This is a genomic window from Brevibacillus porteri (assembly GCF_003013475.1).
Classification (GTDB): Bacteria; Bacillota; Bacilli; order Brevibacillales; family Brevibacillaceae; genus Brevibacillus; species Brevibacillus porteri.
The window spans coordinates 71,923-92,927 of sequence record NZ_PXZO01000026.1; the positions used below are offsets into that span (position 1 = coordinate 71,923).

Annotated in this window: 23 protein-coding genes; 4 read left to right on the top strand and 19 right to left on the bottom strand. The window is 47.0% G+C overall.

Annotated features, from left to right (window positions below):
* Positions 1-109 precede the first annotated feature (109 nt).
* Complete coding sequence (locus C7R92_RS14985; protein WP_007720834.1) at positions 110-370, top strand: DUF2627 domain-containing protein; 261 nt, start codon at positions 110-112, stop codon at positions 368-370.
* Here the strand turns inward: C7R92_RS14985 and C7R92_RS14990 are convergent.
* From C7R92_RS14990 to C7R92_RS15025, 8 genes are all read right to left on the bottom strand, one after another.
* Positions 367-1,290, bottom strand: coding sequence for an MraY family glycosyltransferase (locus C7R92_RS14990; RefSeq protein ID WP_244195752.1), 924 nt, complete (start codon positions 1,288-1,290; stop codon positions 367-369). The two genes, C7R92_RS14985 and C7R92_RS14990, sit on opposite strands and share 4 nt — an antisense overlap.
* Positions 1,272-1,964 (bottom strand): glycosyltransferase family 2 protein, encoded by a 693-nt coding sequence (locus tag C7R92_RS14995; RefSeq protein ID WP_069844643.1) that lies wholly within the window; start codon positions 1,962-1,964, stop codon positions 1,272-1,274. Before C7R92_RS14995 ends, C7R92_RS14990 begins: the two co-directional genes overlap by 19 nt.
* Positions 1,951-2,505: a copper transporter gene (locus C7R92_RS15000; protein ID WP_069844642.1), complete on the bottom strand. Its 555-nt coding sequence runs from the start codon at positions 2,503-2,505 to the stop codon at positions 1,951-1,953. Before C7R92_RS15000 ends, C7R92_RS14995 begins: the two co-directional genes overlap by 14 nt.
* 25 nt (positions 2,506-2,530) lie before the next feature.
* Positions 2,531-3,697, bottom strand: a complete 1,167-nt coding sequence (gene steA, locus C7R92_RS15005) for a putative cytokinetic ring protein SteA (protein WP_106834803.1) — start codon at positions 3,695-3,697, stop codon at positions 2,531-2,533.
* Positions 3,698-3,806: 109 nt separating this feature from the next.
* Positions 3,807-3,983 (bottom strand): DUF2759 family protein, encoded by a 177-nt coding sequence (locus C7R92_RS15010; protein WP_017248028.1) that lies wholly within the window; start codon positions 3,981-3,983, stop codon positions 3,807-3,809.
* Between the two features lie 116 nt (positions 3,984-4,099).
* Entirely contained in the window at positions 4,100-4,903 is an 804-nt protein-coding gene (locus tag C7R92_RS15015; protein WP_106834804.1) for a class I SAM-dependent methyltransferase, read from the bottom strand.
* Between the two features lie 2 nt (positions 4,904-4,905).
* Positions 4,906-5,280 (bottom strand): VOC family protein, encoded by a 375-nt coding sequence (locus C7R92_RS15020; RefSeq protein ID WP_069844639.1) that lies wholly within the window; start codon positions 5,278-5,280, stop codon positions 4,906-4,908.
* Complete coding sequence (locus tag C7R92_RS15025) at positions 5,264-6,073, bottom strand: class I SAM-dependent methyltransferase (RefSeq protein ID WP_106834805.1); 810 nt, start codon at positions 6,071-6,073, stop codon at positions 5,264-5,266. Before C7R92_RS15025 ends, C7R92_RS15020 begins: the two co-directional genes overlap by 17 nt.
* A 100-nt stretch (positions 6,074-6,173) precedes the next feature.
* On the opposite strand from C7R92_RS15025, the gene C7R92_RS15030 reads away from it, so the two are divergent.
* Entirely contained in the window at positions 6,174-7,040 is an 867-nt protein-coding gene (locus tag C7R92_RS15030) for a LysR family transcriptional regulator (RefSeq protein WP_106834806.1), read from the top strand.
* Positions 7,041-7,046: 6 nt separating this feature from the next.
* Here the strand turns inward: C7R92_RS15030 and C7R92_RS15035 are convergent, their stop codons facing one another.
* The 3 genes from C7R92_RS15035 to C7R92_RS15045 all read right to left on the bottom strand — a co-directional run bounded on the left by C7R92_RS15035 (position 7,047) and on the right by C7R92_RS15045 (position 9,061).
* Positions 7,047-7,904 carry a metallophosphoesterase gene (locus C7R92_RS15035; protein WP_106834807.1) on the bottom strand — a complete coding sequence of 286 codons (858 nt, stop codon included), beginning with the start codon at positions 7,902-7,904 and terminating at the stop codon, positions 7,047-7,049.
* Positions 7,901-8,476, bottom strand: a complete 576-nt coding sequence (locus C7R92_RS15040; RefSeq protein WP_069845451.1) for a beta-class carbonic anhydrase — start codon at positions 8,474-8,476, stop codon at positions 7,901-7,903. The genes C7R92_RS15035 and C7R92_RS15040 overlap by 4 nt, the downstream gene beginning before the upstream one ends.
* Before the next feature lie 114 nt (positions 8,477-8,590).
* A complete protein-coding gene (locus C7R92_RS15045) occupies positions 8,591-9,061 on the bottom strand; it encodes a hypothetical protein (RefSeq protein WP_106834808.1) in 471 nt (156 codons plus the stop codon).
* A 96-nt stretch (positions 9,062-9,157) separates the two neighbouring features.
* Between C7R92_RS15045 and C7R92_RS15050 the strand changes: the two genes are divergently transcribed.
* On the top strand, positions 9,158-9,595 hold the full coding sequence (locus tag C7R92_RS15050; RefSeq protein ID WP_106834809.1) for a hypothetical protein: 438 nt from the start codon (positions 9,158-9,160) through the stop codon (positions 9,593-9,595).
* Positions 9,596-10,106: 511 nt separating this feature from the next.
* On the opposite strand, the gene C7R92_RS15060 is transcribed toward C7R92_RS15050, so the two are convergent.
* The 8 genes from C7R92_RS15060 to dxs form a co-directional block, all read right to left on the bottom strand.
* On the bottom strand, positions 10,107-10,301 hold the full coding sequence (locus C7R92_RS15060) for a transcription initiation factor TFIIIB (RefSeq protein WP_106834810.1): 195 nt from the start codon (positions 10,299-10,301) through the stop codon (positions 10,107-10,109).
* Positions 10,302-10,524: 223 nt separating this feature from the next.
* A complete protein-coding gene (gene spo0A, locus C7R92_RS15065) occupies positions 10,525-11,313 on the bottom strand; it encodes a sporulation transcription factor Spo0A (RefSeq protein WP_007720793.1) in 789 nt (262 codons plus the stop codon).
* Between the two features lie 259 nt (positions 11,314-11,572).
* Entirely contained in the window at positions 11,573-12,907 is a 1,335-nt protein-coding gene (spoIVB, locus tag C7R92_RS15070; protein WP_069844632.1) for a SpoIVB peptidase, read from the bottom strand.
* A gap of 241 nt (positions 12,908-13,148) precedes the next feature.
* Entirely contained in the window at positions 13,149-14,873 is a 1,725-nt protein-coding gene (gene recN / locus C7R92_RS15075) for a DNA repair protein RecN (RefSeq protein ID WP_106834811.1), read from the bottom strand.
* 16 nt (positions 14,874-14,889) lie between these two features.
* Complete coding sequence (gene ahrC, locus C7R92_RS15080) at positions 14,890-15,339, bottom strand: transcriptional regulator AhrC/ArgR (RefSeq protein WP_017248017.1); 450 nt, start codon at positions 15,337-15,339, stop codon at positions 14,890-14,892.
* Between the two features lie 5 nt (positions 15,340-15,344).
* Positions 15,345-16,202 (bottom strand): NAD(+)/NADH kinase, encoded by an 858-nt coding sequence (locus C7R92_RS15085; protein ID WP_069844630.1) that lies wholly within the window; start codon positions 16,200-16,202, stop codon positions 15,345-15,347.
* Between the two features lie 128 nt (positions 16,203-16,330).
* Complete coding sequence (locus tag C7R92_RS15090) at positions 16,331-17,149, bottom strand: TlyA family RNA methyltransferase (protein WP_017248015.1); 819 nt, start codon at positions 17,147-17,149, stop codon at positions 16,331-16,333.
* A complete protein-coding gene (gene dxs / locus C7R92_RS15095) occupies positions 17,146-19,032 on the bottom strand; it encodes a 1-deoxy-D-xylulose-5-phosphate synthase (RefSeq protein ID WP_017248014.1) in 1,887 nt (628 codons plus the stop codon). The genes C7R92_RS15090 and dxs overlap by 4 nt, the downstream gene beginning before the upstream one ends.
* A 248-nt stretch (positions 19,033-19,280) precedes the next feature.
* Here dxs and C7R92_RS15100 point away from each other — a divergent pair, with 248 nt between their 5' ends.
* On the top strand, positions 19,281-20,975 hold the full coding sequence (locus C7R92_RS15100; RefSeq protein WP_106834812.1) for a M3 family oligoendopeptidase: 1,695 nt from the start codon (positions 19,281-19,283) through the stop codon (positions 20,973-20,975).
* The last annotated feature ends 30 nt before the right edge of the window (positions 20,976-21,005 follow it).

The following is a 21,005-nucleotide window of genomic DNA, read 5'->3' on the forward strand; positions in this document are numbered from 1 at the left end:
TCGTGTGCAACAGGTACGGTGGACAAGGCTGTTCGCATCCGATATGATGAAAAGACCTTATTGTAGTTGTTGAAGTCGTTTACGCATTTGAGAAAGGGGTGAAAAACCCTTGGTTTTTCAGAAAATCATTGCACTCTTAATTATGGTAATCCCGGCGGCAATCGCCATGTACGGAATCAAGTTAATTCGTGACGCATTCTTCTATTCTGCCTCTCCGGATGTTGGATTTTTATGGGGAAAACTCATTCTAGGGATACTGGCTTTCGCCATCCCTGTATGGTTTATTGCCGGATTTATTCTCCATCACGAGCGCAAAAAAAATCGCGTACAGCCCCGTTTCATGGTTCCTGAACCTGATGACGAGGACTAGACCAAACCGGACGAGCCAGTCTGGTTTTTTTTATTTTCAGCTTCTGTAGCCCTCCCCCATTGATCGAGTCGTCGGAGCCAACCAACCTGTTCAATGACATGGGAAAACGAGCAAAATTCTGCCGTAACCTGAAGACACAAGAAAAGCACGAGCATACTCGCCTGTACATAAATCGGTGTCCCGATGACCAAGGAAAAGCCTACTGCAAAGCCCAAGGCATTCGCCCCTGTATCTCCGAGCATGATTTTGCCGCCAGCGTCATGGGGAAACATGAGCATACTCGCCACGAAGATAGGCATCAAAAAAATCCAGTTTGCCATCGCCGTACCGGCTCCTATTGTCCAAATGCCAAAGGCCCCTGCAATTGCTGTCAGGCCCCAAAACACTTTGATCGCCCTTGCAGGCCGTAAATCAAACAAGTTAATGATGTTGGGGGAGAGAGCAAGTAAACCAAAGGAAACAATACCTGCCCACAACGAATTCGAAAGAGAGAAGGAAAGACAAAAAGCCATGCTTGTCCCACCTATCAGCTTCCACATGCCACTGGTCATTCGCCTCTCTCTCCATAAAACGCCGAAATGTCCACGAAAGCCTTTTGCATCCCGATCTGATGCGCGATCGTCACGCCACCCCCAAAAGGCCATTGTGATCATACCTGTTAGAAATAAAAAGCCGTGCAGGAGAAGCTCGCTTTTGGCCCCTCTGAGCAAAAGGAATCCGATCAGCACGATCCCGGTTATAGCGCTCGAACATACGAGGATAAGACCCCCTGCTGTCAATACTGGCTCTCTATCGTAATTGAATCGATTCATCCCCATGGCTTTGAGCTTTTGTGTACCGATTTTATGCAGCGGGCGGTCAAGCACCAGCGGAAAAACGACCGCGACAAGCATCATAAACATCATGTTTTTCGTTTCCACTCATGCCCCTCCCACCATTTCCAGCATAGCGTTCGACTAATCGCGACAAACTCTTTTCCTCGATGACAGAAGCCTGCCCAATCGTTTTTCGTTTCACGGTGCGAAAAAAAGACAGGGACCTCTGCTACACGATACCCTGCCCGCAAAGCATCGACAGTGAGCCCCACCTCTATGCCGAATCCTTTATCTTGGCACCCCAATCGGTTAAGAAGCTCGCGACGTATTGCCCGTTGTCCCGATAATGGAGCTTTTGCTTCAAAGCCTGTCAACATCCGAATGCCATGATGGGCCAAGCCTTTTGCTAATCCGAGCCCTGCTTTCACTTGCGGAGGTGGAAGAACAGCTACCGCCATATCACAGACATCTTGTAGCACCGGCGTAACTAAATGTGCAGCTTCTGCTGCGCTGTCTCGCAAATCACCGTCGAGAAGCATGACCACATCCCCACTGGCGCACTTCCAGCCCAGTTGAACAGCTGCACCTTTCCCTTGATTGCGCGGTGCTCGAATCACCATATCCGCCCACTTGCTTGCGATGTGTGCCGTCTCATCTTTACTACCATCATCAACGACGATCAGTTCATCACAAAAAAAGCGTTCACGGATGGCACGGAGTGTATCACCGATAGAAGCCTGTTCGTTGAACGCTGGGATGACGACGCTAACTTTTTTCACGCGAGCCCTTCCTCTCAGCCAATCTATTTTGCACTTGCTCCAAAAGTGCCCATTGTTTTGCAGGAGAGTCAGGCACTTCTACGACCTGAATCCAGGAATTCGCCTGTTTTTCCCGTAGCCAAAGCGGGGCTTGCCTTGCTACCACCAAAAGCACCCCATCTTCCCACCTGTTTCCCTCGCGATACGAAACCACTTCCATGCCTACTGAATGCATCAGTTGCTTAATCTGTTCAGCTACGTTGCCATCCTCCTGCCAAACATATACCTTGCTTCCTGCAAGTTCATCCACATAGCGTATGCTCATGAGTTGGACGACTTCTTGGTTGCTACGTGCAACTTCCTTGAGCAATCGATTCATTTGCTGCCTTAATTCATGGTTGCTTTTGAGAGCCCGATCGTACTTTGCTTCCATATTGGAAAGAATGCCTTTTGTTCCTTGCGTTATCCATGAATGGCCTGCCGTCCCTCCTAACAAGATACCTACTCCAAGCGCAACAAAGATGGCAGCCAGTGAAATCAAATGATAGCGGAAGGGTATCATGTATACCTCCATGAAAATGCGTTGTTCATAAAGTCCAAGTCCGCCACTGGGTCCAAATCATCTGGACAGCATGACGGGCGATCGGATTAATGACGAGCGCGGCTGAAACAGGGAGAAGCATAGCGACTATACACCACCCCCACAGCTTCCATGACTCGCTCGGCCGATAGAGATGACTGACTCCTTTGGCATCAATTAGCTTTGTCCCGATCTTCGTGCGTACCAATAACGTGCTCGCCATACCTTTGCGGCCTTTTTCCAGAAAATCAATCATATTGGTATGGGCACCGATCGTAACGATCAGTTTAGCCTCGTTTTCGTACGCTAACAGCATCGCCACATCTTCGCTCGTACCAGGCGCTGGCAACACATGAAAAGGCAAACCGAGTGCTTTTACGCGAATCGTTCCAGGTGCTGTCCCATCCACAAAAGCATGTACGACGATCTCCGCTCCGCTTTGGAGCGCTCTGTCCGAGACGCTGTCCATATCTCCCACAATCAGGTCTGGACGATACCCTGCTTCCATGAGGGCATCTGCACCGCCATCGACACCAATCAAAACAGGTCGATATTCCCGAATGTAGGAAGACAGCGTCAGTAAATCCTCTCTGTAATGTTTCCCGCGAACAACGGCAACGACGTGTCGCTGTTCCATTTTTGTATGTAATCGCACATGGCAAAGTGGTTTCAAAAATAGGTCTTTTTCCTTGCTAGCGTACAAAAGTGTATTGTCAATAAACGATGAGAGCGTGTCATCCAACTTATCGTGCGCTTCATGCCATCGGTTCAAAATAGCTGGAACCGTCACCTGCTGCAGCCTACATACATGGACCCACTTCTCTTCCAATAGGATGTACAGATTTTCTTCACGTATCGTTGCATACTTGCCCTCGACCCATTCCACGAACGAATCCGACACATCTCCATCCAGTACCTCATAGAGTGTGACACCGTTTGTTAAAAGTTGGCGAGCTCCTTCAGCCGGGTATTGCCCCGTCATGAATGGTGAAAGGTTGAGGACAACTTTTACCCCTCTTTCCAGCAAGGACTGTGCTGCTATCTCATCAACATCCGGATGATCAATGATGGCGATATGATGGGAATGGAGACGTTTGCACAACTGCTTCGTCTTCAGATCAGCTGCTACGACAGCCGTGTATGAATGTGCTACAGAATTTTTTCGTTTGCCCACGTTTCCACCTCCGCCTTTAGTATGCTAAATATTTCCTTCTTACATGCAAAAAAAGAAGCCGTGCATCAAATGCACAACCTCTTTTTAAGCGAAGCGTTTTCAGTTTCATCTACGCACCCTTGACCAGGTAGTAAATGATCAAACCATCTGCGAACAGGAAAACCATCAAAGATACAAAGCCAAATAAGATTGCAAATGTGTTTTTCGCTTTGATGGAACTCAAACAGCCCCAAGCAATAAAGAATGTGAAGATAAACATCAGGATGTCAAATAAAACTAGTTTCATAAACGACAACTCCTTCACCATGATGACGCAAACCGGAATACAATGGCAATTCCATTATATAGCTTCACGTATTATGAGACAAGCATATCCAAATTTGTGAACAAAAAGTTTCACAATTATTCCCCTTTTATTGTGCCACATGTTGCGTTGCCTATCCATATACTCCAGCAATCTTGCTCATTCCATTTTTCTTGCCCGGCTACGTGATCATGGATGGTGTGAATGAGGTCCTTCAGTTCCGCATCGGTCAATTCATGCAGAATGGAGCGGCCTTTTCTTGAAAGCAAGTCAGCTTCCAATTCAGACCAGCTATCGTATTCACGTCTTGTCTCCCATAGGGTTGTCTTGTTCACCTGTTCAAGCCCCGCGAGTTTCATGGTGGTCTGCACCGCTGTATCATCCGGTCTTCGTGTCTGTTCGATCGTAAGTAAGCGCGGGTACCGGGTAAAAAAGTAACCGCGAAAATGAGTTGGCGATGCTGGCATTTTGACATCGTCTATCGTCCTGTCTTGTATGAAGCAAATTCCCCCCGGTGCCAAGAGCCTGATGACTTCCTTAAAAAACTTCTGCAAGTCTTGCTCCGGGAAATGATGGATCAAGGCGCGAGCGAATACAATATCCGCACACTGACTCGGCAAGCCTGTTGCGCGGGCATCGCCCTGTGCAAACGAAATCTTCGGATCGTCAGCGCATTGCTCTCTCGCCGCTTCTACCATCACCTGGGAAAAGTCAATCCCTGTGACAGAAGCAGCTCCTAACCTAGACCAAGCCTTGCTGTAAATTCCACCACCACAACCGATGTCTACGACGTTTTTTCCCACAGGATTGACGAGTGACAGGATCGTCTGACTCCACGAATCGTCAGCGGTTCTCCCCGTATAGCTCAACTGGTTTTTCTCCGAATGAAAATCAATGGTCATTCCTATTTCGCCTCCATAAACTCCAGTCGGTTTCCAAACGGGTCCTCTGTGAAAAAGCGGATAAGGTGAGGAATTTCTTCGTCAATCCGAAACGATACCTCATTTGCTTGCAGATGCTCCATCAGCGAACCAATGTTTTGCACAAGGAACGCCGGATGTGCTTTTTTCGCGGGAATGAATCCTTCCTCTACGCCAATATGAATCATTTGAGCGCCACATTGAAACCATACACCACCTCGTACGAGAAGCTTCTCTGGCTTTGGAACCTCCGGCATTCCCAAAAGCTCACCGAAAAACTTGCGGGCTACGTCCTCCGTTCCTCCTGGTGCTGCTAATTGTACATGATCGAGCCCAATCCATTCATGCTTTGTTGTCATCGTCTTCATTTCCTCCTCTTTTTTTACACATAACCATCCATTCGTCAATCTGATGGGTCATTACTTTGCCTTCCTTTGTGGTAAGCCCGAGATATTCCTTTTGTTCGTCTGTAGCGTTTAGCAGCAGTTTTTCGACGTCCGCCTCCTGCTCAACTGATTCGGAAGTACGCTGAACCCATGGTAAAAACTCAAACCTTTTTTTGCGTTCCTGCTGCTTTTGTGGATTCAAGCCGTTTGCTTCAAACAAAGCGCGCCATTCACTTACAGAAAGACAGCGAACATGACTGGGATCGCGTGTTTTCTCTACTTCATTTATGAATGCCGAGAGTGACGACTCCTCAGGCGAAACATTGTCGATGAAGAGAAACAACCCACCAGGGGACAGCACGCGACTCACCTCACGAACAAAAGCCGCCGGATCCGGAAAATGATGAGCCGCGATTCGGCATGTGACGATCTCAAATGATTCATCGAGAAACGGAAGAGATTCTGCATCAGCCTGAACATACATCACATTATGAACAAGTGCTGTATCATTGGCCGCAGCCGCCGCCATGAGCATCGGGCGAGTCAAATCCGTGGCGACGACCAAGCTCACATGTGGAGCCAATGTCCTCGCTACGTGCCCACCTCCTGTGGCTATATCCAGTGCCCGCCACTTCTCTGCTGGCTGCATCCACTCCACCATCAGTTCCAGGTCGCTGCCCTTTGCATGCGTCTTGCTTTGCACGTATTGCTCGGCATTTTTTCCAAATTGCGCTTGTACAGCTTGTTTGATCTCCTCATTCTTCATCGGGAACACCTCCTGCCTACATCATATTCCAATGTTTGTCATCTTTGTTATAGAATACAGATAACTAGTTATCAAGAATTTGAATAGGAGGCAACTCACAATGGATCGAGAAAGTCTTGAGGTATTTTTGACGATTGCTCGTCATGGATCGATTAATCGCGCTGCACAGGCATTATTTTTGGCGCAATCAACATTGACGCACCGATTGAAGCAGTTAGAGCGCCAGGTTGGGAGTGCGCTTTTTGTTCGTACTGCCTCAGGAGTGAGTCTTACAGGCGAAGGACGTCGGTTACTACCAGTGGCTACAAATATCGTGGAGCAAATGCGGTCCTTTATCCAAGAGAAAGAACAGCGCCAATCCATGAATATCGTCGCTGGAAAAGCTTTTGTCGCCTATGAACTGCCGAGGCTGATCGGGGAGTACCGGATTGCTCATCCAGGCTTTACCTGCTACGTCCGCTCTACGTTGTACGAGGAGTCCCTCAGCGCTCTGTTAACCGGAACGGCCGATATTGCCTTTCTCGGGAGTGAAATGTATCACCCACATATCCATCAAGAATTCCTTCCCAGCGATCGCCTCCTGCTCGTCATGGCACCAAGTCATCCTTGGGCAAACGGGTTTCCTGGTTTTCAGGCATGGGGAACCGAGGAGATGATTGTGTTCGGGAATCACACTGCTCCTTATCGCCAACGGATTGACCGCTATCTGGCGCAGCAGGGAGTTTTTCCGAATATTATTATGGAATTGGACAGCTTCAATGCTGTTAAAAAAATGGTCGAACGTCAGCTAGGGATCACGATCCTTCCGGAAAGAACCATACAACAAGAGCTAGCGACCGGAAGATTGGTCGCCTACGATATCGCAAACAGCGAATTAGTACGCCCCACACTCATCGCCTACCTGCATCCAAAAAAAGAGGACGATGCTTTCCAGCAATTCGTCCAATGGATCAAAGAACATTATTAACAAAGTTTACTGTAGTGTTAGTACCGTAAGCTCCGGGCGGCAAAATAAACGAACAGGCAAGATCGTCGTACCCAACCCTCTGTTAGTGTACACAGCCATGCCACCTACCTGATACAGTCCTTGTACATATTTACGCCCGTATTGCGGCGCCAAGAGATGACCAATGAAGGGCAAGCGCACTTGTCCGCCATGGCTGTGGCCGGACAGTTGGAGATGCACGGGATGCTCTGACGCAATATCAGCAAAATCAGGCTCGTGCACCAACAAGATCACGCTGCCCTCCGGCGGGATATTTTCCAACGCCCGCGGAAGATCAGGTACTCCATAGAAAACATCATCGACCCCCGCCATGTATAACTGTTGGCCATCTTTGTGCACGACAACGTGCCGATTATCCAACACTTCGAATCCAGACGCGACTAAGCCATCTCGAACTTTTTGTTGTTCACCAGCTCGATAATCGTGATTGCCCAAAACGGCGAATTTGCCTAATGGGGCTAGGAGCTGATTGAAAAGGGGAACAGCGGCGAATAGAGGTCGCGTCACTTCATCTACGATATCCCCTGTGAAGCAAATCAAATCCGGTTTTTCGCTCTGGATCAAATCTATGACGGGTTGTAAGTCTTTTGGTTCAAAATAATGACCGAGATGGACATCACTGAAGTGAATAAGCTTTGTTCCCTTAAAGGTTTCGGGTAATCCCGGTATCGTGATGGACAATCGCACAATCTCAAGAGCTTTTCGCTCCCAGACATGACCGTACACGCCAGTCGCTACACCGAGACCAACTACTCCACCTACCCATTTCGTGACTTTATGGAGAAATGTTTTCCGCGAAATGGGGGCAAGGTTAGGATCATTCACTGTTTTCCGTTCGCCTCATACCCATTCACGACAACGTCCAATCTTCCGGTAACCGGGTCAATGAGTAAACCATGTACCTCCACATTCGGTGGGAGGAGCGGGTGATTTTTAATCGTTTCTACGCTATTTTTCACACTTTCTTCTACACGATCGAATCCGTGCAGCCATTTATGTAAGTTAATCCCTGCATGTTGAAGCGTGGAAAACGTTTGAGCCGAGACTCCTCGCTCCAGCATCTTCTCCATCGTGCGTTTGCTGTCTATCGCACTCATCCCGCAGTCATAATGCCCGACGACCATCACTTCTTCGGCATTCAATTCGTAGATCGCAATCAGAATGCTACGCATGATACTCCCAAAAGGATGGGACACGATTGCCCCGGCGCTTTTTACGTGCTTAATATCCCCATTTCGCATATTCATGGCTTTCGGCAGCAGTTCAACCAAACGGGTATCCATACAAGAGAGCACGACCAGACGTTTATCAGGAAACTTGGTTGTTTGGTATTTTTCATATTCATGGCTCGCCACAAATTCACGGTTAAATGCGAGAATTTCATCTAAATTGCGCACTTTCACAGCACCTGCCTCGCTCTTTGTAGTATGTGTTTGTATCGTATGCTTTTCTATTTTACATAGGAGAATCAAAATCTCGCAAGTGACTGTGGCAGTTTCTTATCAAGTAGCTCATTTTGTCAGGATGTAATGTTGCTCGTCTAAACGAAATTTTTTTGGTGAAAAGAGGTTCTCAATCGTCGAGTAAATTGGTTCTCTTTTCATGAATTTCTCACCTATCCATAGACCATACAGTTCAACTTGCGTCTTGTCGTGATCAAGTAGCTCCTCGCACCAAGCACGTAGATGCATCATTCTGGCCATGCTTTTTTGATAGTCCTCTACGTATCTTTGATAATGACGAGGTCTCTCCTCTTCTGGGTACATCCCGAGTTTTACTTTATCAGGATGCTTGGAAATGCTAAATCTGCAAGCGCAGCCCTCTTCGGTTGTCAGCCACCATGCCTGTTTTTTCGGAAAATACTTGAATAAATCAGAGCTTCTTTCCCGTGACAGTTTGCCTGTCAAAACATAAGGGGAAAGTAGCGGCTTAGGTGCAAATCCTGGTGTTTCTTTTATCATGACGAATAGTTCTAGGCACATTGATTCAGTTCCTCCGGAAAGAGTCCTTTTTTAGTTATAGTATAAATTTACTAACTTTGGTAAAATCACTAAAAACACAATTAGGAGAGTTGCAGATTGAAATTTAGACTAGCCTTAATACTTACACTAGCATTAATCCTCCCAGCATGTAGTGAAACGGCAAACACACCTGAAGTACCGTTACCTGCCTATGTATTAGCCATCGATCGATTTGACGAAGGTACTGGAATGTGGTTCGTTGCTTTGTCAACCGAGTCAAATGATGAAAAGGAATTACGTGCTCTCGTGGAAAATACTCGGACCTTAGCCAAAGACAAGAAAGAGGAAGTTAACTCCATTTCAGTGTCAATTATCAAACCAGATGGAATGATTCCTCCTACTGTTACGGCATTTGGCAGAATTGCCTTGACGAGTAAAGGTTTGGAACAAGCTGGATTGAGTAGTACCACCGAAATGGTCTTTGAATATAAAAATGCTTCCGCAGCAAGCTCTAAGCAACTACCTACTACACCAGCGACAGAAACATCGAAGTGATCCCTTGGCTTACTTCTTGCGCCGAGACTCGTCTAAGTTCATTAGTCAATTCATCATGTTAATACTTGGAAAAGTTTATCTATTTGTTTCTTACTGGCGAATGACTCATCCATCGATAAAAAGGATAATAGGGTCATCGCTTTTTTTGCTTTATTTGCCGCAAACATTTTGTGATGACCATCCAATAAAAAATGACTATAAACCCATACCTCGTCAAAATGATTTAACAGATATTTTATATCTAGGAAAGAAATACTCAACGCTGTTGGTGTTTCTTTTACATCCACTCTAATGACCATTGGGAATGAGACAGTATAAATCAGACATGAAATCTTGGTCTAGTTGATTTATCCCTTGATTTAATTGGTTGGAAATCGTCGGCATAAAAAAGACAGGTTTCACAAGCTATACCTGTATTGGCGATCTCTTTTCCCTCAATGGCGTAGTTTGCTCATTTATTTTTATCTCCGACAGAAATAGTTCTAAATCAATAAAACCTACGTAATCAGTATTAACCTTTAAATTTAGATGGGTTTTCAACATAACTTTCAATCACATAGCCACAATGTGTACAGATTCTATGAATGATTTCAGAACTAATAGGAATAAACTTACCTAAGGGAAATACTCCCGCCTGCGGAGCTTGCTTCCCTTTTCCAATCTCACTACAACCACATTTTGGGCATTGCTCTATTTGATTTTCCATTTTGCACCTCGGGATCTCGTATTTTATTTTAAAATACCTTTTCCTATTATACCTAATTTTCCCACAAACTGCGATAAAGCCTTGAAGCTGTCTGCGGAATGAGAAGCCTACATTTGCACAAGCATTGTGAGCGATTGTTATCCATACAAAAAGACACTAACAATAGCTAGTGTCCTTTGTATTGGTTATTTTCTTATCCATTACTTTTGGCTACGACTACACCCTAGCTAATCTTCGCCTCAATCCGCAGCTTGTCCGCCACCATGGCAATGAACTCACTGTTGGTCGGCTTCGCCTTGGTGTTGGAAATCGTATAACCAAACAAGCTGGAGATGGAGTCCAAATTACCACGGGACCACGCTACTTCTATCGCATGGCGGATCGCACGTTCTACGCGACTAGCGGTTGTATTGAATTTCTTGGCAATGTCCGGATACAGAACTTTGGTAATCGAACCGAGCAGCTCGACATCGTTGTATACCATTGTAATCGCTTCCCGCAAATACAAATAACCTTTGATATGAGCAGGAACTCCAATCTCATGAATGATGCTGGTGATACTCGCGTCCAAATTTCGTCCGCGGATTTGCAAGGTAGCTTGTGGTTTCACAGAAGAAACAAAAGAAGAGGCAGGTTTTGTTGTAATGATTTGACGGATGCGCTGTGCCAGCACCTCCATATCAAACGGTTTCAAAATGTAGTATGCTGCTCCCAGCTCTACTGCTTTCTTCGTAATTTCTTCCTGCCCGAAAGCAGTCAACATGATAATTTTAGGTTGAGGACTTAAGCGCATGGCCTGAATTTGCTCCAAAACAGCCAAGCCATCCAGATGTGGCATGATGATATCCAAAATCAATACATCGGGTACACGTTCCTGCAGCAGTCGAACTACCTCATTGCCGTTGTAAGCAACACCTACAACATTCATGTCATACTGGCTACTGATGTACTCTTCCAACAGATTTACAAATTCACGGTTATCATCTGCCAACAACACTTCAATCTTGCTCAAGGTCGTTCCTCCTAACAATGGACGGTCTTTTGGAAAGAAGGTGGCGTTCTAGGGGTTAACAAATCTAAAAGGATTAGTCCATACCATCTTTTCTCTACAAAAATTATTCGACAAAGCAAATTCCATTCCTGCCAATGACGAAAGATTGAATGATTTAACTGATATTTCGACAAAGAATCCATTCATTTCCAAGCGATTCGTCAAAGGACTGCAAAAATCGAAAAAGCCGCCTCGCTTCGTTCGCGTGACGGCACTTCATTCAGGCAGCTTTGGTTGTATTGGTTCGAGATTCGGCAGTACCTCGCACATTCACACCAGCATCCTGAAGCATCCACTCAATGTAGCAGCCGTATCCCGAAGTAGGATCATTGACAAACACGTGCGTGACGGCACCGACGATCTTGCCTTTTTGAATGATGGGACTGCCGCTCATCCCCTGTACGATGCCACCTGTCTTTTCCAAAAGGCGTTTGTCCGTGACTTTAATAATCATCCCTTTGGTTGCAGGAAAATGCTGCTTGACCACGTTTGCGATCTCAATATCGAACTCTTCTACCTTCTGGCCTTCCACGACAGTAAGAATTTTGGCTGGCCCTTCCTCTACCTGCTCAGCAAGAGCGATTGGTAACGGCTCCTGGTAATAACTGCGTTTAGGCTCGTCCTTCATTTTGCCGAAAATGCCAAAAGGGGTGTTTTTGGTTATATTTCCGAGAACTTCACTTTCATTGTAGAAACGCGCAAATTTCTCCCCTGGGTTGCCACTTTGTCCTTTTTCAATCGATGTGACACTTGCTTGCACGATCTGGCCATCTCCTACGACAATGGCTTGACCAGTATCAACGTCGGAAATGACGTGCCCTAATGCCCCGTACGCTTTGGAATTCGGATCATAAAAGGTCAGTGTCCCTACTCCTGCCGCTGAATCCCGAATATAGAGACCCATACGGTATTCACTGTCTTTTTTGTCTTTTGCCGGGTGCAAAGTGAGCGAAAGCTTTTCCTTGCCACGAACGACAAGCAATTGAACGGAATGATTCTTTTTCCCCGTTTCGTTAATCAATTTCTTTACGTCGTTCATGTCATTGATGTACATGTCGTTCATTTTGATAATCATGTCACCGACGTGTATACCTGCCTGTTCACCTGGAGAAAACTTGTTTTTACCATTGTCAACTAAATGATGACCGACAACCAAAACACCCGCTGTTTGCAGCTTCACCCCGATTGACTGTCCACCAGGGTACAACCGCAGATCTGGCAATACATTTACTTTTACAGCAGTCAGCGGAATGTTATGCCACTTCACCTGCAATTGGGCTTCCCCAGCCCTACGCGGTTCAACGGACATAGGCCTGCTCAAATCAACGGATACCTCACGCGCCTCTGTCCCGTTAACGTGCAAAATATCAGGATTGCTATTGATTAGCGTGCCCATTACCGGCACAGAGACCCGCAGTTGCTCGAGGGACCCTTCCATCAAACGCAATTCACGGGGAAAGGAGGACAGATCGCGGAACGGGGTGGAACTCACGACAAGCGCCGTGATGAGGAGAAGGAGACTTCCCATCCATTTTCTTTTGTTTTGTCGGATCACCAGTAATCACTCCTACCGTTCCCTACCTACACCTACAAAACAAAACGGTCAGGTCCGTTTTGATTGACCGCAAGCGGTCATGAGGGACACCTCCACCTTGTGTACCTTTAATGTTGCCACCAGCCAAGCGGATTATGTCAGGAAAATAACCCACTCTGAACATTAGAAAACCAAGCTTCACCAAGACCTTGGGAGGGCATTGCTGCACTCTTATCAACGAAAAAAAGACTGCCAACTAAAATTAGCTGACAGTCTTTCGTTCACGGCCGAGAAGGATCATCTCGCGTGCATGTTCTTCTGTTTTCGCTGTTACCTCTGCCCCGCTTAGCATGCGAGCCAGCTCCGTTACCCGTTCATCATCAGACAAACGATGCACCCGCGTCTCCGTTTCATTCTCGCTCATTTCCTTTTTGATCAGAAAATGCGCGTCTGCCATGGATGCGACCTGGGGCAGGTGCGTAATGCACAGGACTTGGCGCTGCCGTGCGACTCGGGCGAGTTTTTCTGCTATCGCTTGAGCGGCTCTTCCGCTTACACCCGTGTCGACTTCATCAAAAATAAGGGTCTCCACTTGATCCGTGCCCGCCAAAATCGTTTTGATGGCCAGCATGACGCGTGACAGCTCCCCGCCGGAAGCAATCTTCGCCAATGGACGTAATGGCTCACCCGGGTTAGGTGAGATTAAAAACTCGATCTGATCCATTCCGTTCGCATCTACGAAGCGCTTGATTCCGTCGATTTCTACCCCGTCATCATCCGGCGTCTGTCTGACGTCGATGGCAAAACGAGCCCTCTCCATGTGCAGTTCTTTTAGCTGCTGCTCGATTTCTTGTGCGAGTTTTCCTGCACATTCGGAACGAATAACCGACAACTCCAATGCCTCCACTGCCAAATCGGCTGCAAACTCCTGCAATTGCTTATCCACCTGCTGGAGGCGGTCTTCGTAGTGATGCATGTCATCCAATTCATCCTGAATCGTGGCAGCGTACTCCAAAATATCGTCTACACTTTTGCCATACTTGCGTTTTAACGACTGTATTTGATCAAGACGGCGTTCTACTTCTGCCAGCTGCTCCGGTTCAAAATCCATTTGGTAAGACAATTGACGAAGGTTATGTACCACATCTTCTATCTGGTAGTATGCCGATTGGACCATCTCCAAAATCGGAACGAGCTGTTCTTCGTAGTTCACACCACGTTCAAGCTCTCCCATCGCATGCCCTAACCAATCCATGCCTTTTTGGTCACCATGCAATGCGCGGTATGCATCTTGAATCGTTGAATAAACTTTTTCAATGTTCATCCATTTTTTCCGCTGCTGCATGAGCTTCTCGTCTTCGCCAGGCGTGAGTGTTGCCGCCTCAATTTCATCCAGCTGATATTGCAATAGATCGATGCGCTGTACCAGCTCCCGATCATTACGCGCCATACGCTCCAGATCTTGCTTTGTTTTACGGTAGGCAGCATACAGCGTACCGTACTCTTGCTTCGCAGATCCCAAAGCGCCCTCCCCATATGCATCGAGCCAATTGATATGCTTGTCTGACTGCATTAGCATATGCGTATCGTGTTGTCCATGCACCGTAACCAGCCATGGCCCTAACTCACGCAGCATAGCGAGAGTTACGAGCTGGCCATTCATTCGGATGATACTCTTCCCTTGATTCGATATATCTCGGCGTACTACGAGCATGCCGTCTTGCTCAATCTGGACACCGACATTCTTACAAACGTCAAGTCCAGGGTGACCAGGCGGCAATTCAAACAGCCCTTCCACTTCTGCACGCGGCTCACCGTATCGGACAAAATCAGCCGAAGCCCGGCCTCCTAACAACAGTCCTAGCGCATCGATAATGATGGATTTACCGGCACCAGTCTCACCTGTGAGGATGTTTAAGCCTTTTTGGAAAGAGACTGTCACTGATTTGATGATGGCAAAATTTCGGATCGAGAGTTCCACTAGCATCGCAAGCGACCACCTTCTACAACATTTCCATTAAGCGTTTCGTCACTTCATTGGTATTTTCTTTGGAACGGCAAATAATCAGGATGGTGTTGTCGCCACTGATTGTCCCCATGATTTCTTCCCACGGAAGGTTGTCAATCAGTTCAGCTACCGCATTCGCATGTCCCGAAAGTGTCTTCAGTACAATAAAATGATCAGCTTGGTCAATGCTAATAAAGGAATCCACAAGCATGCGTTTCAGCTTTTGCAGTGGATTGAATTTTTGTTCAGCAGGCATTGAATACTTATATCGTCCATCGGGGAGCGGCACTTTTACCAAGTGTAGTTCCTTGATGTCTCGGGATACAGTCGCTTGCGTTACGTTAAAGCCAGCAATCCGCAAGCGGTCCACCAGATCATCCTGTGTTTCCACCTCTTGATTGCTGATGATATCCCGAATTCGAATATGTCGTTGCCCTTTGTTCATATGGATTACTCCCATTCCCCTTGTAATTTCGTTCGTATTGCTTCGAAAAAGCCACCTTTTTTCCACTTAATCAGCGGGGTAACACACGGTGACTTTTTAATGTAAATCTGATCGCCGCCCTCGAGTCGATAACCAAACTGCCCGTCTATGGACAGTCCCATCTCTTGATGAATGGCATCTACTTCGACCCGGATCGTTTGATTGCCTGACAGTACCATTGGCCGGGCCGTCAAGGAATGAGGAGCCACTGGCGTCAGTAATAGCATGTCCACATTGGGCGCCACTATAGGGCCGCCTGCAGAGAGTGAGTATGCCGTTGATCCTGTTGGCGTAGAGACAATGACACCATCTCCGCTGAACGTCGCGACGTACTCATCATCCAGAAAGACCGCACATTGAATGATTCGGCAAAATGACCCTTTTGCAATCCCTATGTCATTCATGGCCGTGTATGTCCCCAGCGTGGTTCCTTTTCGCACCAAACAAGCTTCCAGCATCGCTCTCTTTTCAATGTCGTACTTTCCAGAAAGGAGATTGTCTACAGCCTGAGGCAGATGCTCCGGTTCCGCTTCCGACAAAAAGCCTAACGTGCCTAAATTAATTCCAAATATTGGGATCGAGTGACCGGCAAGCTGGCGAGCAATTCTGAGTAGCGTGCCATCGCCCCCTAATACACAAACCAAATCCGCCTGCTTCCCCATCTCTTCTACAGATGCGCCCAGTTCTGGATGCCCTACATCTGATGCGACATGTTCATCCAGGAATACGTGCGCCCCTCTGTCCTCAAGTAAATACAACAGTTCCCGTGCAACGATACGTGCTTCAGGTTTTCCTTTGTTCGCTATGATTCCAATTTTCTTCACGTGGTCCACCCCAAAACTGGTTGGTTGGAAATCCTTCTTGAACAACCTCATATTCAAGTATACAACTTCACATGCATAAATAAAAAGCCTCGATTGTGACAAAACTCCCGAGGCTTTGGTTTTTTATCCTATTTCAAATTCGCATGTGCAGAGGCAACTACCTCTGTTACGCATTGCAACCATGCTTCCGAATCCATGCCGCCCTCACTTTTTTGGACATGCATAACAAATTCAATGTTTCCTTCTCCCCCTGTAATTGGAGAGTAGTCCAAGCCCTTTAGCGCGAAACCCAATCCACTGGCAAACTGACCGATGTCAGTCAGTACGCTCTCGTGTACTTCTGGATCACGGACGATTCCATTCTTTCCGACTCTATCCTTGCCGGCTTCAAATTGAGGCTTAACTAGCGCAACGACGTCACCGCCATCGAGCAGAAAACGGTACAACACCGGCAAAATCAATCGCAATGAAATAAACGATACGTCAATCGATGCCGCGTTTGGACGTTCATGTTCAAAAGCTTCCGGGTCCATATGACGGAAATTTGTCCGTTCCATGACGACCACTCGTTCATCCTGTCGCAAGGTCCACGCGAGCTGTCCGTACCCGACATCAATAGCGTATACAAGTCGCGCACCGTTTTGCAGCGCACAGTCCGTAAATCCGCCCGTAGAGGCCCCGATGTCCATCATGACACGATCCTTCATGTCGATCTCAAAGACACGCAATGCCTTTTCCAACTTGAGGCCACCCCGACTCACATACGGGTGTACCTCGCCCTTCACCGTAATCGCAACATCCTCGGCAAATTTGGTTCCCGGCTTGTCACAGCGCTCGCCAGCTACTTGCACAAGGCCTGCCATTACGGCTGCTTTTGCTTTTTCTCTGGTCTCATAATGGCCTCTCTCGACCAAGAGAACATCAACCCGTTCTTTTCTTACACTCATGCTTCCACTACGCCCTTCGAAATTGGCATCAAGGATCGGACACGAGCAGCGATATTATCAGCTGTGAGCCCTACCTCTTGCCGCTGTTCTTTCACACTTCCATGCTCAACAAAATAATCAGGTACCGCGACAACCTGTACATTCATGCCGTGATAGCCTGCACGATTGTAGCATTCTATGACAGCGCTGCCGAATCCGCCCATTTCACAACCCTCTTCGACCGTAATGATATCGTAGCCTTCCTTCGCCAGACGGTACAAAAGCTCTTCGTCCAGAGGCTTGCAAAAACGTGCATTGACCAGCATCGGTTTGATTCCTTCTTCTTGAAGCTGATTGACAGCCGCCTCAGCAATTTCAAATACGTGACCGAACGAGAGGATCGCCACGTGTTTGCCTTCTCGTACAATCTCCGCTTTTCCGATTGGCAGCACTTGCAGATCATCATCCATTTTGACGCCACGAATCGGCAATCGCGGATAACGATAAGAGATCGGACCGTCTTTATATTCCACTGCTGTCTTCATCATGTGACGCAGCTCATTTTCATCCTTCGGTGCCATAATGACCATATTTGGAATGATGCGCATGAATGCCACATCGTACATCCCTTGGTGTGTCTCCCCGTCTGCTCCGACGAGCCCAGCACGGTCAACAGCGAAAATCACATTGAGTTTTTGACGCGCGACATCGTGGACCAGCTGATCATAGGCTCTTTGCAAAAAGGTCGAATAAATCGCAAAGACCGGCTTCAAGCCTTGTGTCGCTAATCCTGCCGCAAATGTACATGCGTGCTGCTCTGCAATCCCAACGTCAAACAGTCTGTCAGGGTACTTCTGTCCAAATGGGATCAAGCCTGAACCCGCTGGCATCGCAGGGGTAACAGCCACGATCGAATTGTCTTCATCTGCGAGCTTCATCATCGTTTCCGCAAAAACAGACGTATACGTTGGTGCAGATTTCGGTGTATCACCTGACTCGATTTTATACGTACCGATACCATGCCACTTGACTGAGTCGGCTTCAGCTGGCGCATAGCCTAGTCCTTTTTTCGTGATGGCATGAATCAAAACAGGGCCTTTTGTATGCTTGGCTGTCTTTAATGTATCGAGCAACAGCTCCATGTTATGTCCGTCGATTGGGCCAATATACGTAAAGCCGAGCTCTTCGAAGAGAACGCCAGATACGAGCAAGTACTTCATGCTGTCCTTGAAGCGTTCAGCCATGTGAGCCAATTTGCCCCCTACAGCAGGAATGGATTTCAACAATCCTTCGACTTCATCCTTCGCCCATTGATAGTTTTCCGTCGAGCGAATTTTCCCCAAGTAGTTATGCAAGGCCCCAACGTTTGGCGCGATGGACATTTCGTTATCATTTAACACAACGATGACATTCTTACGCTCATGACCGATGTGGTTCAAGGCCTCCAGAGCCATACCACCTGTCAGCGCACCGTCACCGATGACTGCAATGACATGATTCTTTTCCTTTTTCAAGTCCCGTGCAGTCGCCATCCCCATTGCGGCAGACAAAGACGTACTGCTATGTCCGGTTTCCCAGACGTCATGCGGGCTTTCCACCATTTTGGGGAACCCACACAGACCTTTATACTGACGCAAGGTCGGAAACATCTCCCGGCGTCCTGTCAGCATTTTATGTACGTATGCTTGATGTCCGACATCCCAGATCAGCTTGTCCTTGGGACTGTCAAAAACATAGTGCAGCGCTAGCGTCAGCTCGACGACTCCCAGATTCGGCGCGAGATGACCACCTGTTTTCGATAGCGTCTCGATTAGAAACTGACGGATCTCGGATGCCAATGTATGTAGCTGCGGTTGCGTGCACTTTTTCAAGTCTTGAGGATCATTTATAGTAGTAAGCAGCATTGGTATTCCTCACTTTCCACTGTTCGTTCTCCGGCGATTGTGCATGCTGCATATCAATCAAGCCACTAGAAAACCCGGCTTTCCTTATTGCTATAGCCGATTTCGCTTATTTTCAGCTTGATTCATTATAACGGTTTCTTAATAAAAACACCACTTTTCATCAACATATACGAATATGAAGGCGATATCTTGCATTTTCTGGTAAGATGATTTTGAATACATACTCCGAACAAAAGAGGTGGACGTCCGTGAAGTTCTCACAAATTCAGTATGAGCGCATGGATATGGACAAAGTTGAAGGACAATTCACTCAATTATTGGAAGCGTTTCAACATGCTGCAAGCTTCCCTGAGCAAGATACGATCATGGCTCAATTGAACAAACTGCGACAAGAAGTGGAATCTGCGCGGAATGTCGCACAAATCCGCCACACGATCAATACAGAAGATCCTTACTACAAAGCAGAGCAGGACTATTGGGATGAAGCAACTCCTTTGTATACCGGAATCGTTTCCCGCTACTATCAGGCAATCGTCGATTCTCCCTTCCGCGCTGACTTGGAAGAAAAATGGGGAGCACAGCTGTTTCGCATCGCTGAGAGCACACTCCGTACATTTTCGCCAGAAGTTATCACTGATTTGCAGGAAGAAAATCGTTTGGCTAGTCAATATGTAGCTCTGAAAGCTTCTGCCAAAATCATGTTTGAAGGAGAAGAGCGAAACCTTTCAGAGATGATTCCTTTTACAATCGCGAAGGATAGAGACATGCGCAAACGCGCTAATGAAGCGAAGTATGATTATATGCGGCAAAATACGGACGAATTTGATCGCATTTACGATACTCTCGTCAAGGTACGCACACGCATTGCCAAAAAACTCGGCTTCAATAGCTTTGTGGAGCTAGGCTATGCACGTATGAACCGTTCTGATTACAACGCCGAAATGGTAGCCAGTTTCCGCCAACAAGTGCTTGCGCACATCGTTCCAGTAGCATCAAAGCTCGTTGAACGTCAGCGCCAGCGCATTGGTGTCGATACACTTGAGTATTACGATCTTTCCTTTGATTTCGCTACAGGGAATCCGAGCCCGAAAGGCCCGCCGGAATGGATTGTGGAAAACGGGAAAAAGATGTATGCCGAGTTGTCACCTGAAACAGACGAATTTTACAACTTCATGCTGGACAATGACTGTTTAGATCTATTGAGCAAAAAAGGAAAGGCTACTGGCGGCTACTGTGAATACATCAGCCAATACAGGCTCCCCTTTATTTTCGCCAATTTTAATGGTACATCCGGTGATATTGACGTACTTACGCACGAGGCAGGACATGCGTTTCAGGTGTATGTAAGCCGAGATTTTGAGGTCCCTGAATATCATTTCCCTACTTACGAGGCGTGTGAAATACATTCAATGAGCATGGAGTTTTTGACCTGGCCATGGATGGAGCATTTTTTCAAAGAAGATACCGATAAATACAAATTCTCTCATCTGAGTAGTGGACTCCAGTTCATTCCGTACGGCGTGTCTGTTGATGAGTTCCAGCATGTTGTCTACGAGCACCCAGATATGACCCCAGGAGAGCGCAAACAGGCTTGGCGTGAAATTGAGCGCAAGTACCTCCCGCATCGCAATTACGCACAGAATGAGTATCTGGAGGATGGCGGGTTCTGGCAGCAACAAACGCATATTTTTCAAAGTCCCTTCTATTACATCGACTACACACTGGCCCAGATTTGCGCGTTCCAATTTTGGAAACGATCTCAATCTGAGCCAAAGCAAGCTTGGGAGGATTATTTGACGCTTTGCCGCGAAGGAGGCAGTAAGTCATTCCTCGAACTGGTACAAGTGGCGAAGCTGTATTCTCCATTTGAGGGCGACAGTATCCCATCAGTGATTGGCGAGATTGAACAATTTTTAAATAGCATTGACGATAAGAGGTTGTAATTAGGTAGGTAATCGAGTAGGAGGGAGTGA

Excerpts from the sequence above, each read along its gene's own strand:
- C7R92_RS15025 (WP_106834805.1), bottom strand. The coding sequence starts at position 6,073 with ATGAAGAATGAGGAGATCAAACAAGCTGTACAAGCGCAATTTGGAAAA.
- C7R92_RS15010 (WP_017248028.1), bottom strand. The coding sequence starts at position 3,983 with ATGAAACTAGTTTTATTTGACATCCTGATGTTTATCTTCACATTCTTT.
- C7R92_RS15090 (WP_017248015.1), bottom strand. The coding sequence starts at position 17,149 with ATGAGTGTAAGAAAAGAACGGGTTGATGTTCTCTTGGTCGAGAGAGGC.
- C7R92_RS15020 (WP_069844639.1), bottom strand. The coding sequence starts at position 5,280 with ATGACAACAAAGCATGAATGGATTGGGCTCGATCATGTACAATTAGCA.
- dxs (WP_017248014.1), bottom strand. The coding sequence starts at position 19,032 with ATGCTGCTTACTACTATAAATGATCCTCAAGACTTGAAAAAGTGCACG.
- C7R92_RS15060 (WP_106834810.1), bottom strand. The coding sequence starts at position 10,301 with ATGGAAAATCAAATAGAGCAATGCCCAAAATGTGGTTGTAGTGAGATT.
- C7R92_RS15015 (WP_106834804.1), bottom strand. The coding sequence starts at position 4,903 with ATGACCATTGATTTTCATTCGGAGAAAAACCAGTTGAGCTATACGGGG.
- ahrC (WP_017248017.1), bottom strand. The coding sequence starts at position 15,339 with ATGAACAAAGGGCAACGACATATTCGAATTCGGGATATCATCAGCAAT.
- recN (WP_106834811.1), bottom strand. The coding sequence starts at position 14,873 with ATGCTAGTGGAACTCTCGATCCGAAATTTTGCCATCATCAAATCAGTG.
- C7R92_RS15045 (WP_106834808.1), bottom strand. The coding sequence starts at position 9,061 with ATGTGCCTAGAACTATTCGTCATGATAAAAGAAACACCAGGATTTGCA.
- C7R92_RS15030 (WP_106834806.1), top strand. The coding sequence starts at position 6,174 with ATGGATCGAGAAAGTCTTGAGGTATTTTTGACGATTGCTCGTCATGGA.
- C7R92_RS15000 (WP_069844642.1), bottom strand. The coding sequence starts at position 2,505 with ATGATACCCTTCCGCTATCATTTGATTTCACTGGCTGCCATCTTTGTT.